The organism is Jiangella aurantiaca, assembly GCF_004349105.1.
Taxonomy (GTDB): domain Bacteria; phylum Actinomycetota; class Actinomycetes; order Jiangellales; family Jiangellaceae; genus Jiangella; species Jiangella aurantiaca.
The window spans coordinates 12,458-26,975 of sequence record NZ_SMLB01000012.1 but is presented as its reverse complement, the minus strand read 5'-3'; the positions used below and the strand labels follow the sequence as shown (position 1 = coordinate 26,975).

12 protein-coding genes and 2 pseudogenes are annotated in these 14,518 nt (G+C 70.0%); 2 read left to right on the top strand and 12 right to left on the bottom strand.

Features of this window, described 5'->3' with window-relative positions:
• Positions 1-3: 3 nt before the first annotated feature.
• The 10 genes from E1262_RS11180 to E1262_RS11135 all read right to left on the bottom strand — a co-directional run bounded on the left by E1262_RS11180 (position 4) and on the right by E1262_RS11135 (position 10,596).
• Positions 4-897 carry a carbohydrate ABC transporter permease gene (locus E1262_RS11180; RefSeq protein ID WP_132103309.1) on the bottom strand — a complete coding sequence of 298 codons (894 nt, stop codon included), beginning with the start codon at positions 895-897 and terminating at the stop codon, positions 4-6.
• A 5-nt stretch (positions 898-902) separates the two neighbouring features.
• Complete coding sequence (locus tag E1262_RS11175) at positions 903-1,823, bottom strand: ABC transporter permease (RefSeq protein ID WP_203453767.1); 921 nt, start codon at positions 1,821-1,823, stop codon at positions 903-905.
• 84 nt (positions 1,824-1,907) lie between these two features.
• The gene (locus E1262_RS11170; RefSeq protein ID WP_132103213.1) at positions 1,908-2,708 is read right to left on the bottom strand and encodes an alpha/beta hydrolase; all 801 of its coding nucleotides are present in this window, start codon (positions 2,706-2,708) and stop codon (positions 1,908-1,910) included.
• A 3-nt stretch (positions 2,709-2,711) separates the two neighbouring features.
• Positions 2,712-3,371 carry a GntR family transcriptional regulator gene (locus E1262_RS11165; protein ID WP_132103212.1) on the bottom strand — a complete coding sequence of 220 codons (660 nt, stop codon included), beginning with the start codon at positions 3,369-3,371 and terminating at the stop codon, positions 2,712-2,714.
• 42 nt (positions 3,372-3,413) lie between these two features.
• Complete coding sequence (locus tag E1262_RS11160; RefSeq protein WP_132103211.1) at positions 3,414-4,217, bottom strand: SDR family NAD(P)-dependent oxidoreductase; 804 nt, start codon at positions 4,215-4,217, stop codon at positions 3,414-3,416.
• Positions 4,214-5,380 carry a mandelate racemase/muconate lactonizing enzyme family protein gene (locus E1262_RS11155; protein ID WP_132103210.1) on the bottom strand — a complete coding sequence of 389 codons (1,167 nt, stop codon included), beginning with the start codon at positions 5,378-5,380 and terminating at the stop codon, positions 4,214-4,216. Before E1262_RS11155 ends, E1262_RS11160 begins: the two co-directional genes overlap by 4 nt.
• Positions 5,359-6,519 (bottom strand): hypothetical protein, encoded by a 1,161-nt coding sequence (locus E1262_RS11150; protein ID WP_132103209.1) that lies wholly within the window; start codon positions 6,517-6,519, stop codon positions 5,359-5,361. Before E1262_RS11150 ends, E1262_RS11155 begins: the two co-directional genes overlap by 22 nt.
• Before the next feature lies 1 nt (position 6,520).
• Positions 6,521-7,612: an acyltransferase gene (locus E1262_RS11145; protein ID WP_203453766.1), complete on the bottom strand. Its 1,092-nt coding sequence runs from the start codon at positions 7,610-7,612 to the stop codon at positions 6,521-6,523.
• A gap of 11 nt (positions 7,613-7,623) precedes the next feature.
• On the bottom strand, positions 7,624-9,540 hold the full coding sequence (locus tag E1262_RS11140) for a right-handed parallel beta-helix repeat-containing protein (protein WP_132103207.1): 1,917 nt from the start codon (positions 9,538-9,540) through the stop codon (positions 7,624-7,626).
• 33 nt (positions 9,541-9,573) lie between these two features.
• Positions 9,574-10,596 carry an enolase C-terminal domain-like protein gene (locus tag E1262_RS11135; protein ID WP_132103206.1) on the bottom strand — a complete coding sequence of 341 codons (1,023 nt, stop codon included), beginning with the start codon at positions 10,594-10,596 and terminating at the stop codon, positions 9,574-9,576.
• Between E1262_RS11135 and E1262_RS32050 the strand changes: the two genes are divergently transcribed.
• Both E1262_RS32050 and E1262_RS32045 read left to right on the top strand, forming a co-directional pair.
• Positions 10,589-11,230, top strand: a complete 642-nt coding sequence (locus E1262_RS32050) for a GyrI-like domain-containing protein (RefSeq protein WP_132103205.1) — start codon at positions 10,589-10,591, stop codon at positions 11,228-11,230. The genes E1262_RS11135 and E1262_RS32050 overlap by 8 nt on opposite strands.
• A gap of 177 nt (positions 11,231-11,407) precedes the next feature.
• Positions 11,408-11,545: pseudogene (locus E1262_RS32045) on the top strand (SAM-dependent methyltransferase); the annotation flags it as partial.
• Between the two features lie 255 nt (positions 11,546-11,800).
• On the opposite strand, the pseudogene E1262_RS32040 reads toward E1262_RS32045, so the two are convergent.
• Positions 11,801-12,259, bottom strand: a pseudogene (locus tag E1262_RS32040) (GTP-binding protein); the annotation flags it as partial.
• A 56-nt stretch (positions 12,260-12,315) separates the two neighbouring features.
• Positions 12,316-14,514 carry a M14 family zinc carboxypeptidase gene (locus E1262_RS11115; protein WP_162605868.1) on the bottom strand — a complete coding sequence of 733 codons (2,199 nt, stop codon included), beginning with the start codon at positions 14,512-14,514 and terminating at the stop codon, positions 12,316-12,318.
• Positions 14,515-14,518 lie beyond the last annotated feature (4 nt).

The following is a 14,518-nucleotide window of genomic DNA, read 5'->3' as shown; positions in this document are numbered from 1 at the left end:
TGGTCATGCCTTGATGGCGCCGGTCAGGACGCCGCGGACGAAATGCCGCTGGATGAACGGGTAGATGACGACGATGGGCAGCATGGCCAGCACGACGACTGCCATCTGGATCGAGTTGACGGCGCTGAGCTGCGCCTCCTGGGTCTCGATCGACCCCGCCAGCGGCGACCCCTCGATGACGTACTGCCGTAGAACCACCTGGATCGGCCACTTCGACGAGTCGTTCAGATAGAGCACGGCGGTGAAGAACGAGTTCCAGTAGCTGACCGCGTAGAACAGGCCGATGACCGCGATCGCCGCCTTCGACAGGGGCATCACGATCTTGCGCAGGACGCGGAGCTCACCCGCGCCGTCGATGCGCGCCGCCTCGAACAGATCGGTCGGAATGCCCTGGAAGAAGCCACGAAGGACGACGAGGTTGAACGCGTTGACCAGAACCGGAAAGATCAGCGCGCTGTAGCTGTCGAGCAGTCCCATTGCCTGCACGACCAAGTAGGTGGGAATCATTCCCGGGGTGAACAGGAACGTGAAGAGCACCATCAGCAGCACCGGCCGGCCACCGAAGACACCGGGGCGGGCGAGCGCGTAGGCCAGCAGGGTCGTGCAGACCAGCGACAGCGCGGTGCCGACGATGGTGACGCCGGCACTGACCATGGTCGCCCGGGTCACGATGCCGCCGGCCAGGATGTCCTGGTACGCCTGCACAGTGATCCGGTCCGGCCAGATCACCCACCCACCCTTGTCGATGACCTCGTCCTGCGGCGCCAGACTGGTGGACACCACGACGAGGAACGGGAACAGCACCAGCGCCACGATGATCACCAGCGCGACCGCCTTGGCCAGCACCAGCAGCGGGCTCGGCTTGGGCAGCCAGGCCGGTTGCGCGGTCCTGCTCAGAATGCTCATCGGTAGATCCCCTCCTCCCCGATCCGGTGCGCGACCTTGTTGGCGGCGAACACCAGCACGGCACCGAGGACGCCCTTGACCAGGCCGACGGCGGTCGCGTAGCCCCAGTCACCGCCGGCGACGCCGGTGTAGTAGACGAAGGTGTCCAGCACCTCGGCGACCTCTGGGCCGAAAGCGTCCCGTTGCAGGAACATCTGCTCGAACCCGACGGACAGGATGTCGCCGAGCTTGAGGATGAACAGCAGCAGGATGATCGGCCGCAGCCCCGGCAGGGTGACGTGCCAGAGCCGGCGCCAGTAGCCCGCACCGTCGATGGCCGATGCTTCGTAGAGCTGCTCGTTCACCTGGTACAGCGCGGCCAGGAAGATGATCGTGCCCCAGCCACAGTCCTTCCAGATGATCTGGACGACCATCAGTGGCTGGAACGCCGAGGGGTTACCGATGATGTCGATCGCGTGCCAGCCGTTGTCGGCGAGCCAGGTATTGAGCAGCCCGGCCCCGCCCAGCATCTGCTGGAACAGGGCGACCACGATCACCCACGAGATGAAGTGCGGCAGGTAGACGACGCTCTGGACGAACCGGCGCACGGTGCCGTACGTGAGACTGTGCAGGAAGATCGCCAGCGCGATCGGCGCCGGGAAGAAGAAGACGAGCTGTAGCCCGGAGATCTGAAGCGTGTTGACCACAGCCGACCAGACGGCGGGGTCCTCGACCAACTGCGCGAAGTTGTCGAAGCCGACCCAGGTCGAGCCGCCCACGCCCAGGAAGGGCACGTAGTCCTGGAACGCGATCGCGTAACCGAACAGCGCTCCATAGTGGAAGACGGCGAAGTAGGCCACCGCCGGAGCCATCATCAGCAGCAGCGCGGCGTCACGGCGCAACCGGTGCGTCCGCTTCGTCGAGAGCGCGTCTGGCATGGCGTCATACTGCTATACCAGGCGCACAGACACAAGATGTCGGACAGTTTTCGTCGATGTGAGGTCGCTGCCGGCTGCGCCGGATCAGCGGTCGTAACGGGCGATGACGTCGTACATGCGCTGGAACCCGAAGGTTGCCGGTGCGCTGTCGACGTCCATCATGAAGCCGTGCTTGGTGCCGGGAACGACCACGATCTCTGCGCTTGCACCGGCTGAGCGCAGCCGGTCCGCGAGGTCGTGGACGTACTCGTGCGGGAACAGGTCCTCGTGCTCGGCAAGAAGGAAGAGGCACTCCGGCGGGGCGGGCGAGGCGTAGGTCCCCGGCGAGGCGGCGGTGAACACGGAGGCGCTGCCAGGATCGTCGTAGGCAGCGCCACACAGTTGCTCCATGGCCGCTCGGATGCGCGGGTCCATGTCCGGCCAGCGTTGCAAGGTACCGGGGCCGTACCAGCAGATGCATGCTCGGGGCGCGGCGTCGCCGAACGGTTCGGTATCCGGGTTCCATGCGTGGGGTCCGCGCAGGGCGAGCAGCGACGCGAGATGCGCGCCGGCCGAGCCGCCGACGAGCACGGTGGCTGAGACGGACGGGTGGTGTTCGCGGACGTACTCGCGGAAGGCCTGGTAGCCGCGCGCGACGTCCCTCATCTTGTCGTGCAGGCGACTGCGCGGATCCAAGCGGTACCCGACGCTCGCGCCCAGGTGGCCGGCATCGGCGAACCTGCCCAGATGGGGGTGGTACATCTGCCGCGATCCGTGATACCAGCTGCCGCCGTGCACCATGAACACCGCCACCGACGACGTCATGCGTTCCGGGGTCAAGAGGTCGACCGCTTGGTTCTCGTCCGCGTCGATCCCGTATCGCAGCGTCGTGAGGGTGTGTGCCATGAGTCAGGCCGAGGCGATCGCCCGCTCGACGCTGGCGAACGACCGCTCGATGTGGTCGCGCAGCAGTTGCTCGGCGCGGTCGGCGTCGCCCGCCTCGTACCCGGCCAGGATGTCGGCGTGCTGGCCGGCCTCCTCCTTGTACGTGGGCTCGTGTCGCCATCCCGCAGTGGCGACCAGCGCGCTGAGATCCTGCACCTGGTCGAGGAAGCCGTTGAGGAACGAGTTGCCGGAGGCCAGGTACAGCTCGCGGTGGAAGGTGCGATTGGCCAGGCCCATCGCGGCGATGTCGCCACGGGACATGGCCTCCTCGGCCTCCTTCAGCGCCGCCCGCGCGGCCGCGTGCTCGACGGCCCCGCGCGCCCCGACGGCGAGCCGGACCGCGGCGGGCTCCAGCACCAGCCGGGCCTGGTAGACCTCGCGGACGGTCGCTGCGTCCACCGAACGGACGGTGACCGCCTCGTAGCTGGAGATGCGCACCAGCCCGCTCGCGTGCAGAAGCTTGAGCGCCTCGCGCACGGGGGTCTTGGACACCCCGAGCCGTGTCGCCAGCTCTCGCTCGACGAGGGGCTGACCCGGCGCCAGCTGACCGTCCAGGATTGCCCGGCGCAGCGTATCCCGGACCTGTTCAGTGCGCGACACCGGTTGCGTCAGAGCCGGAAGCATGACGACTCCATTCTTCGAGATCGACCTTGGTATATCACCATACTAGGCGCTAGCCGGCTGGAACCGCGGTTCGTCCTGCGACGGCCGGGCCTGGGCTGCGAGCCCGCCGTCGACGGCCACGACCTCACCCGTGATGTAGGCGGCGTCGGCCGAGGCCAGGAACGCGACCGCCGCAGCCACCTCGGCGCCGGCGCCGACCCGGCCCAGCGGCACCGCCGCGGCGCGAGCCCGCGCTTCTTCGGGTCCGGCCGCGCGGAGGCGGTCGTTTGCGATGGATCCGGGCGCTACCGCGTTCACCCTGATGCCGTGCGGCGCGAGATCGACCGCCATCGCGCGGGTCGCCGCCTCGACCGCGCCCTTCGTCGCGTCGTAGGCCACCGCGTTGCGGTGCGCCCGGGTGGCACCGATCGACGAGACATTCACGATCGCACCGCCACCCTCCTGCAGCATGAGCTTCGCGGCGGCCACGGTGCACAGGAACGTTCCCCGGACGTTGACCGCAAACGCTCGATCCCAGTCGCTGAGTGACAGGTCGAGCAGGGGCACCCGGCCGACCGTGGGCACCGCGGCGTTGTTCACCAGGACGTCGAGCCGGCCGAAGTCGGTTCCGATGGCGGTGATCATGGCAGCTACCGCCGTTGCGTCGGACACGTCGGCGACATAGGCAGCGGCGCGGGCGCCGGCTGTCCGCAACGCCGCGACCGCCGGTGCGGCGTCCTCGGCCGTCAAGGCGTTCACGGCGACACTGGCGCCCTCGGCGGCGAACCGCTCTGCGATGGCCCGGCCGATGTTACGCCCGGCGCCGGTCACCAGGACGACCTGGCCGGCGAAGCGTCCGGGCATCATGACGGCACCACCGCAGTTCGGTCAGTCGCGGCCGTCGCCGATGTGTGCGCCCAGGTGAGCGGGCCTTCGATGGCGGCCAGCCGCTCAGGGTCGACCTCCATGCCCAGCCCTGGGCCCTCGGGCAGGGTCAGGTGGCCGTCCACGTACGTCACCGGCCGGCGCACCACGTCGGCCGTGTACAGCAGCGGGCCGACCGGGTCGCCGGGCAGGACCGCCGCCGGCATCGCCATCGCGACGTGTGCCGCGGCGGCCGTCCCGATCGACAGCTCCTGCGTGGTTCCGATCAGGCACGGGGTGCCGGCCGCCTCGGCGATCGCGAAGATCCGCCGAACCGGCGTGATGCCCCCGATCGCGATGACACTGACGTTGAACACGTCCACCGCGTCCGCGGCGACCAGGTCGAGCGCCCAGCGGTACGAGTACACGTGCTCGCTGACGGGCACCGGCAGCTGTTGCCGCGCCATCGCCAGGCCACGGATGTCGCGGGCCGGCGCCGGCGCCTCGACCAGGTCGAAGCCGACGTCGGAGACCCGGTTGGCGAACCTGCAGGCCGCCTTGGCGTCGAGCAGGTTGGAGAAGTCCAGCGACTTGATCCGCAGCTGGTCGCCGAAGCGCTCTCGCGCCATCCGCAGGAAGCGCTCGTCCAGGTCCAGCCGGCGGCCCACGTAGATCCGGAACCACTGGAACCCATCGGCGAGGCGATCGGCTACGACGTCGAGGCGGCGGTGGACGTCGTCCTCGTGCTGCATGCGGAAGATCGGGTAGGCGATCGGCATCCGGTCGCGCATCGGGCCGCCGAGCAGATCGGCGACCCGGATCCCGAGTCGCTTGGCGGCCAGGTCCCACAGCGCGGTGTCGACTCCGGTCTTGATCGCCCGGCTCTTGTCGTAGATGTGCTCGGCCTGCGGAAAGCTCGCCTCGAGCCGGCGGTACCCCTCGGTCAGCGCCAGTGGGTCGAGCCCGGCCAGCAGGCCGGTGAGGGTCCGCTCCAGCTCCGGCACGTCGACGTGATACCGGGGCAGGTGCTGGAGGTCGGACATCTCCCCCACACCCACCAGTCCGTCGACGTCGGTGAGCAGCTCGACGATGATGTGCCCGCACGTGATGCCGCCTCGGCGAGGGGTGTTGACGCTGGTCAGCGTTACCCCGGTGATCGCGACCACTGGCCGCTCCTCTCATCGCTCGCATTTGTCAGCCATCCCAGGCGACTGGGCGGCGCCAGGTCGTAGGCGTAGAAGGCCAACCTATGGCCGGCGTACTCGGCCCGCAGTGTGGCGAGCATCGCCGGATCGGTCGTGTGCTGACCCAGCAGGCTCCAGCCCACCGCCAGCCGGCCGGGCTCGAGCGACCGCGCCTGAGTCACGTCGCGGCGCAGCGCCGCCAGGTCGCCGGCGAGGTCGGTGAGCACGAGATGTCCGGCCACGGTGCTGAGGGCCGGCAGGTCGCCCGCCGTCTTCCCAGCACAGGCGTAACGATCGGCTGTCGCGCGCAGCCACACCGGGAGGTCACGGGCCGCGGCGACGACGTCGCGCACCAGCTCCTCGACGACCCGGTCCCGGACTGCGTGGACGACGTCGCAAAGATCGGCGCCGAGCGCTGTCACGGCGTCCGCGGACGGGTCTGCAGCTGCTGGTGCTGGATCGGCGAGCTGGGCATCGATTGCTGTGCGGGCCCGGCCGGTCAGCTCCTCGACCCCCACCCCCGCGCTGGTGAGGCACCGCGCGCAGGCCGGGCATGTGCACAGGGACAGCAGCCATCGATCGGCCGGGCGCAGCGGACCGGACTTGTCGTGTGCGCCCTGGTGCGGCCAGCCGAGGTAACCGAACGCCTCGAGGTCCAGGCCGGTCACATCGTGCGTGGCGACGTCGGCGGCGAGCGCGGCCGCGTACCGTCGCACGGCGGGCTGGGCCGGGCACAGGGCGTGCCGGTACCGGTGGCCGAACACGTTGCGGATCGCGAGGTTCGGGTGCGCGGTGGCCAGCGGTGTGCTGTGCAGGCCGACCAACCACGCCACGGTCTCGATGCCGGCCGCAGCCAGGGCGGCAGCGGCGCGCACCGCGGGTTCCTGCGGGCCGGCGAAGGAGCGCCGGGGTACCGGACCTCTGGCCGGGTACTGGCCGGGACGGAACCAGGCGCCGGAGGGAAGGTCGACGACGGTGCCCGGCTCGCTCGTCGTCAGCAGCCATCGGCCGCTGTGGTAGACGAAGGCCAGCCGGACCGCCGAGATGCCGGCCGCGGCCAGCCGGTGCGCCTCCCGAACCGGGTCGTCGGCGAACGAGATCGGGTGTGCCCACATCTCCATGTCAGGGCACCTCGCCGGGCCAGGCCGGCTCCGGACGGTGGACACCGCGCGGCCGATATCCCAGCGCCCCGCTGGGCTGATGCTCGCTCCTAGTCGTCGGTGCGGGGCTGAAAGGGAAACCGGCCTCGGGATGCCATCGCGACAGGGTGGAATCCAACCGCTCCCCGACCCAGTTCTGCACCTCCGGGCGGCGATGCCGGGTCTGCTGCCCGCACAGCCACAACGGGTGGACGACATCGAGCACGTCGCAGGCGGTGCCCCGACCTTCGGCGAAGAAGCGGCCGTCCTGGGCATGCGGCAGGACCGTGTCGATGGTCGCCTCCGGACGCGGCACGTTGACGCCGAACTGGGCGAACGTGCCGCGCGTGAGCCGGTAAGAACCGTTGACCGGCTGCCGCCGACCCTCGTGCACGCTGGGCATCCCCCACAGCCCCGACCAGCGGTCCCGCCGCGTCATCAGCCAGCCGAGCTGGGTCGCCTGCGGACCGTGCCGGTCGAGGGAGCACCCGACGCAGAGAACGTGGTACGCCGACGGGCCGTCCAGGCCGAGTGGGGTCGTCTCGCCGAGTTCCGGGATCAGCCCGGCGCCCGGATCCTGCCGGGCGGCGAGACGTCGCGTTAGCTCCCGCGCGGGTTCCTGCGGCGGCGGTCCGCCGAGCAGCAGGTCGGCGATCTCGACCGCGTCGCAGGTCGCCCGCACGGTCGGCGCGCCACCGGGCTGGTTCACGAAGGCGTCGGTCCAGTACCGGTCGAGCAGCGACCCGGCCTGCTCGCGCGCCCCGATGCGCACGCCGTCACCGATCCGCACCGGCCCGCGCACCACGGCGTACGGGTTGAGCCTGGAGTGGTCACCGAGGTCGACGTCGCTGGTGAGGTAGACGTGCGCCGCGATGAACGAATCGTGACCCACCGTGAGCTCCGCCTCGTACACCGCGGCCAGGTAGGACACGAACGACCGCTCGCCGGCGCGCTCCAGTCCGCGCGAGCGCAGCTCCTGCTGCCAGGCCTGTTGCCCGTCCCGCTGCTCGTCCGTGGCCCGGGACCAGAACAGCCACGGGAGAAAGTCGAGTTCGCCGTCCGGCAGCCGGTCCACCTGCATACCTCTCAGATCACCGTCGACACGCGCGTGAGTTTGCGGTACGACGGCTCCAAACCGGCTTCCCGCATGATCTGCTGCGCATCGTCTGGCCAGCTGGTGATACCGGTCTGGTTGTCGGCCACCGTGTTGCCGCCGGTGTTGGACTGGGTCTGGTACTGCGTGTGGGACGTAAAGTTGCCGCGGAAGACGTTCTCGCTGCCCGCCCGAGACGTCGCGATGAAGAACCAGGTCCGGGCGTCGGACTCGGAGATCACGTTCTCGGTGACGTCGAAGTAGTCGCTCCCTGCGTCGAGGTAGATGCCGCCGACGGCGTACGGAATGTCGTGCACCCAGTTCCGGGTGATGACCGACCGCTCGGCGTCGGGCGTCGAGCCCAGCGTGTAGATGCCGCCGCCGTCGTGCATCAGGGGACTCTTCTGCAGCACGTCGTGGACGTTGTTCGCTTCGATCCGGTTGCCCTCGACGTACGTGTCCGACGTCCATCCCCAGCCGACCGAGATGCCGGTGTAGGACACGTTGGTGACCTCGTTGTGCGCGACCGTGGTGTCGGCAACATACCCGGCGAGGATGCCGACCGCGCCCTTGTACTCCGCGCCCGCACCGTCGATGTAGTTGTTCTCGACGGTGATGCCCCGGTCCTCTGCCTCGGGCGCCGGGTGCCTGGTGACGAAGCCGCCGAGCTGCACGGCGTTGCCGGAGATGTCGGTGAACACATTGCCGACGATCTCGCTGTCCTGCGTGCCTCCGCGCATCTCCAGGCCGGCCGCGCCGGCGTGCGCGAAGTGGTTGCCCTCGAAGCGGATGTTCCGCCCGGCGACGACAGCCACCGTTCCGGGAGGGCCGACGCGGCTGTTCCCGCTCGTATAGACGTTGGCCTGCTGCTCCGGGTAGCCCGCGTCGGTGCTGGGACCGAGCCAGGTCGTGTAGGCGAACGTGATGCCCGAGAACGAAATGTCGTGCACCGGCGCCTCCGGTGTGCCGGCGAGCACGACGAGCTGTTCCAGCCGCGGCGCGATGACGGTGGCGGTCGTGACGTCCTCGCCGCCGCGCGGCACGTAGTAGACCGTGTCGGCGGTCTCGTCCAGGTACCACTGGCCGGGGCGGTAGGTGGCCTCCAGCACGTGCTCGACGTACGTCGGCATCAACGCGGTCTGGTCGTTCTTGAGCGCCGGCTGCAGCTTGCTGAAGCACGGCTGCCGCATCGTGATCGTGGTCTGCGTGGACGTGCCGGAGATGCTCTCCACCCGGCACCTCGGCTCCATCCACGACGCGTTGGAGTTGGCTCCCTGGCCGCTCCACACGAACTCGATCAGCTGCGGGTTGGTCCACTGCTGGATCGCGGTGTTGTTCGTGATGAAGCCGGTCTCGGTCCGCTGGAGCTGGGCCGGGACGACGGGTCGTGACTGGTTGGTCGGCGTCAGGCCGTAGTCCACCCGGGAGCGGTCGGCGCGGACACCGTCGACGTAGAGTTGCCGGGTCCGCATGCCGGCCGGGACGGGGGCCTTCCAGCGATTCCGGTTGACCCAGTCGTCCTGCGTCCAGCCGGTGACCTCGATGCCGCCGGACAGTACCGGCTGCTCCCCCGGATACGCCTCGTAAGACACCTGGTACCCGCCCGTCCCGGAGTCCGCCGGGCCGAGTCTGAGCGGCTCGGTGAGCTGGTAGGTGCCGCCGCGCAGCACGACCTCGATGTCGCCGGTCATGGTCGGCGCGAGCTCGGCCACGGCCTGCCGGGCCCGCTCGAGGGTGCCGAACGGCGCTTCCTCGGTGCCCTGATCGGCGTCCGAGCCGCTCGGGGACACGTAGAACACCGCGTACGACGTCTCCTCCTCTGCTGCGATCGGGGCCTTTTGGGCGCTGACCAGCAGCCCAGACGCGATGACGACACCGGCCGTCAGGGATAACGCGGACAGATGACGCATGCTGCTACCTTCCTTCCGCTGCGGGTGGATGGTTCAGATGCCGGGCTCGCGGGGTGCCTGGACCATGCCGTTCTCGTCGACGCATGCTTCCCGGCGCACCGGGTTGGTCGTGACGAGTGACTCGTAGTAGGTCGCGTTCGGGATGGCCATACACAGGTGCCTGTTGACGGGGCCGCTACCGTGGACCTCCGCGCGGAGCTGGAACGCCTCGGCGAGGTGGGCGATGCGCATCGCGCCGGTGATACCGCCTTTGAAACCGGCGCTGGTGCGCACATACGACGCACAACCGCTGGCAACGAAGTCGGCCGTGTTGAGATGTGCACCCTCGGTGGTCTCCGCCACCAGCAGCGGCACGTCGACCCGCTCCGCCAGCCGCGCGTATGCGGTGATGCTGTACTCGCGGATCGGTTCCTCGTACCAGAGATAGTCGTGCTCGGCCAGCACCCGACCCAGGTGGACGGCGTCCGGCAGGTCGAAACCCGCCGACCCGTCGTACATCAGCGGCACGTCCGGACCGACGTGCTCACGAAGGGCTGCACACAACGCCGCGTCGCGCCGGGCGTCGCCCCACGCGTGCAGCTTGATCGCCGGATAGCCGAGCGCGAGGCACTGGTCCGCGACGTCCAGGTACTCCTCGACGGAGCCGAACGTCACCGTGCTCGCGTACGCAGGGATCTGTGACCTGAAGCCGCCCAGGAGCCTGTACACCGGCTCCTGGGCGACCTTTCCAGCCAGATCCCACAACGCCACGTCCAGCAGCCCGATCAGGTACACCGGAAAGCGCTCGATCCGGTCGATCTCCCACGCCAGCCGCCACAGCTTCTCCCGCTCCAACGGGTCGAGGCCGACGAAGGCCTCGGCGAATCGCCGCTCCACGATGTCGCGAACGATCACACCGCGATTCGTCCGAGCCGTGCCCACGACCCCGGCGTCGGTGTGGATCTTCAGCACGCCCCCCACCAGGGCGGGCTCCGAACCTGGCAGCCCGTCCCGCCACCGAAACGGTTCCGCGGCCTCGACGTGCACCAGGTCGACGGTCACCCCGACAATGCGCATGGGAGATGGCATGGCGTCATACTGCTATACCACCGACAGACGCGCAATGTTTCGCCCGGATTTCCGCGCTGTGCAGGTCTTGCGATCCGCCTGCTCCATACCTTCGGGCAAAGACTCACCCCACGGTCGAGGTCAAGGGCTCGCGCACGCTAGGTTGACCATGCTTCCCACCCAGCCAACAGGAGGAACCGCTCAGATGGAGATCGTGCAGCGGCCGGAGCTGACCGTGGTCGGCATCGAGGTCGTCGCTCGCTTCGAGGGCCTGAGCACAGCCGTACCGGACGCCTGGCGACGCCTCTTCGACCGCCGCGACGAACTACCGCCGCCGCCCGGCGGGACCTTCACCGAGGTGAGCAATGAGCTCGGCGGCGGCGCCTACCGCGAGACGGTCGGCCTGGTAGCCGTCGATGCCGACGACGTCCCCGCAGGCATGTCCGCCGTTGTCGTACCGGCCGGCCGGTTCGTCCATCACCGCCACGAGGGCCCGGTGGAACAGATCGCCGACAGTTTCGGAGCCATCTACGATTGGGCCGCACAGCACGGGCTGCGGCTCGGACCACTCAAGGTCGACCAGGGATACACGCCGGACGCCTTCGATGGCGCCCACGACCTGTACATCGACGTCAACCCATAACCCTGAGCAACCATGCATGAACAACCCTGACCTCCTCAGTGCTGGCCGCTGAGCTGGCCGGTGGTGCGTTCGTGCAGTCGCGCGCTGTGTGGGTTGAGGCCGACGACTTCCGCGTCGATGCCGCGTGCGGTGAACTTCGCCGCCGACGGCACCGCCAAACTGCGGCCCACCGCCTCCCGCTACGCGTGGCCGGCCGAGCTGGACCTGATGGCCCGCGTCACCGGACTGCGGCTGCGCGACCGCTGGGCCGGCTGGGACCGCCGCCCGTTCACCGCTGAGAGCCCCCAGCACGTGTCCGTCTACGAGAAGGCGTGAGCCAGCATGACCACCAGCACCGACAGCGCGTCCGGTGTCGGCAACGGCCTGCATGCCGACACCGGCACCTGGACGTTCGCCGGCGACGTCCCACGCGTCTTCGGCGACCACGTCCGCCACTCCGTGCCCCTCTACCAGCCGCGCGCCACCGGCCGCCGCCTGACGGCCGAGAGCCTCGCGGCGCAAGCCCGCACCGGGCCGGGCGTGCGCACGCACCAGCTCCGCCTCCCCCGCGCCGTCGATCACGGTGATGGCGTCGGCGTACTCCACCTGAGCCGCCGCGACCTCGGCGACGCCGCGGTCATCGTCCTCGGCGGTAGGCACGCCTCGTTCGTGCAGCAGTTCGTCGCCGAGGAGGTCGTGCCCCACGCGCGCGCCATCGACGGCACACAGCACGCCGGCGATGCGCACGTGCCGAAGCCGCGAATCCTGGGCCACGACCCGGCACACCTGGACCGCGTCGGCGCCGACCGGAAGGTGCGCGACGATCGTGTCCCAGCGCCGCGACCGGGCCAGCCGGTCCAGCGTGGGCACCACGTCCTCACGCACGGCGCAGCTGACGCACGCGTGTTCCAGCTCCATTTCGACCCGCTCGAGCACACCGGTGACATCGCTGACCGTCCTCAGCAGCCGGTCGTTGCCCACATCGATGCGGTGGTGCACCACGACGGCATTGGGCAGGTCCCACTGCAGCGCGATCGTGGCGGCCGCCATGGCATCCGCGAAGACCCCGGTCACCACCAGGGCGTAACATCCCGCCGAGAGGCCGGTCAGAACGGTGCTCGAACGGCGTTGGCGAGCAGCCGTGCGCTCAGCGGGCTGAGGCTTCTGTACGTCGGGTTCACCGCGAACAGCGTGACGGTTCCGGCACCGCGCCGCCCGCGGACGATCGCCGCTCGGCGCTGCGCTGGTCCCTCCGGCAACGCGCCCGCGAAGTGCGCCACTCCGCGTACCGGCAGGAGGCGGGAGAACGTGGCCAGTTGCTGCACGCCCTGGCCGGCGGAGAGGACGGTGGCGCCCGGTTCGCCGAGCCACGCCTCGCAGTCGATCATGGCGTGGATCAGCCCGTCCCGCCAGGAACCGGCTTCGTCCCATGACCCGGTGAGTCCGTCGAACAGCGGGTCGTCCGGCGCGTCGACGGTCAGCTCGACCAGTCCGGTGCCGAGGTAGTCGGCGGAGACGTCGCAGTCGATCAGCGCCAGGTGCCGGCGCGTGGCCAGCACCGCGCCGCCGTCGACGCCGATGTAGTGTCCGCCACGGTCGACGAACGCGCCGATCGCCGCGGCGCCGTCCGCGCCCAGCCCTCGTGTTTCTTCCTCCTGGTCCCACGGCGGCCCGTACCACAGCGGCCCCGGCCGGCTGCCCTCGAGGACGGCGTCCGGGTCGCCCTTCGGGACGACGAGCACATCGAACTCGTCCAACTGGCCGGCCCGCACGGCGTCGGCCTCCAGGAGAACGAACGGCAGTCCCGTCCGGTCCAGGAGGCGCCGCACGCTGCCCAGGTGTCCTTCCGCGGCGAAGTCCTTGACCCCCTGGCCGGCGTACACGGCCACCCGAGGTGTGCCCGCGGCAGCCACCCGCGGTGCCGTGTGCGGCGTCGGTGGCGGGTCGTCGACCTCCGCGGCGGCGCCGTCGGCGGCCTCGGCTGCCCGCCGGTCGAGGCGGGAGTCGAGGACGTGCAACCCAAGGGTCGCGACCAGGCTCTGGTGGCGGCCGTGGTCGAGCGAGAGCAGTACCTCCGCGGTGCCGCGACGGGGCTGGCTGTGTGGCACGACGTAGCCGCCGGATGCGTCGGCGGCGAGGACCTGGATGTCGTGCGCCCGCAGGATGCTGACGGCCCGCTCCACGACTCCCGGGTCCTGGTCGGCGGGAATCCAGAAGACTTCGTCGGGCCCGGTCGTCGCGGCCTCCCCGACGTCGCGGACGATCCGCGTCAGGGTCGCGACGTCATCGGCCGCGGTCGTGAGGATCGCGGCGCCCGCGTCGACCTTCTGCCCGACCCGTTCCTCCCAGGTCTGGGTCCCGGGGCGCCGTGCGCTCTCGGTGATGAACGTCGTCACGCCGCGCAGCAGCATGGCGCGGGTGAACCTCGTCTCCGGCTGCTTGGGCCGCTGCTCGAGGCCGGGCACGGCCGACCGCGGCCAGCCGTGCCGCCCGTCCGGGTCGTGCAGCAGCCGGTACCCGCCGGCACGCCACGCGGCGGCGATGGCGGCACCGTACTTCACCTCCTGATGCCACAGGCGCGGATCGTTGTCACCCGGGCCGTTGGCGATCCAGGACCCGATCCGGTCCGCCGGCGACATCGGCGGGCACAGACACGTCTCGTCGAACTGGCGCCCGAGGTTGATGGAGTCCTCGTGGACCTCCCACACGAGTACCGGATGCCACCGCCGCACGAGTTCGGCCAGTGCGGCTGTCTCGGGCTCGAGCAGATGCAGGTACTCGCGCGCGACCTGGACGTCGTAGTGGTTGCCGTACGCCGTCACGGCGGTGGCGGCGGGGTGCCGTCGCCAGGTCTCCAGGGCACGCTCGCGGCCGTCCGGATTGAGGAGCGGCACGATGAGCACGACGAGCCGGTCGAGCAGCCGCTGGTTCTCCGGCGTGTCCTCGGCCACCCGCTGAGCGATCTGCACCAGCGCCTCGGTCTGCGCCGCCTCATTGCCGTAGTTGCTGGCGACGAACAGCACCGGAATCGGCGTGTCCTCGGGCCACGTGGCGTCGCCGTCGTCCTGTGGGAATGGGAGCGACCAGCATCGCGCCAGCTCCTGGACCGGTCCGGGATCGGCGACGACGTCGGGCCGGCCGACGACGATGGCATTGACGACGCGGCCCTCGTGACTGTGTCCGAGCTCTTCGACACGCACCCGCGGCGACCGCGCCAGGCGTTCGGCCGCACGGTGCACGTCCGCATGGTCCAGCAGCTCGTCGGCCGGCGGCTGAATACTGGACAGCTCCACGTTCGTGGTCAAGGGG